We start from the raw sequence: 386 nt of genomic DNA on the forward strand, positions 1-386 counted from the left end.
CTCTCTTCTCCTTTTTTTCCTTTCCTTCCTTCCCTTTTTCCCCCCTCTCCTCCCTTCCTTTCCTTCCCTCTCCTCCCTTTTTTCCCCCCCCCTCTCCTTCCCCCTCTTCTTCCCTTTTCTTCTTTCCCCCTTCTCCTCCCTTTTCCCTCCTTTCTCTTCCTCCTTTTCCCCCCTCCCTCTTTCTCCCTCTTCCTCTTTTCTTCCTTCCTCTTTCTTTTTTCTCCTTTTTTCTTTCTTTTTTTCTCCCTTTTTTTCTTTCTTTTTTCTCCCCCCTTCTTTCTTCTTTCCCTTTTCCTTTTCTTTTTTTCCCTTCCCCCCTTCTTCTCCTTTTTCCTTTCCCCTCTCCTTCTTCCCTTTCTTCCCCCTCTCCTCTCCCTCCCCTCCTT

General features: G+C 47.4%; 1 protein-coding gene. It reads right to left on the reverse strand.

What is annotated here, in order from left to right; genetic code table 11:
* Positions 1-386: hypothetical protein (locus KH400_RS29995; protein ID WP_217228288.1), on the reverse strand; the 386-nt coding region annotated here is incomplete at both ends.

This window comes from Desertibacillus haloalkaliphilus (assembly GCF_019039105.1).
Lineage (GTDB): Bacteria > Bacillota > Bacilli > Bacillales > KJ1-10-99 > Desertibacillus > Desertibacillus haloalkaliphilus.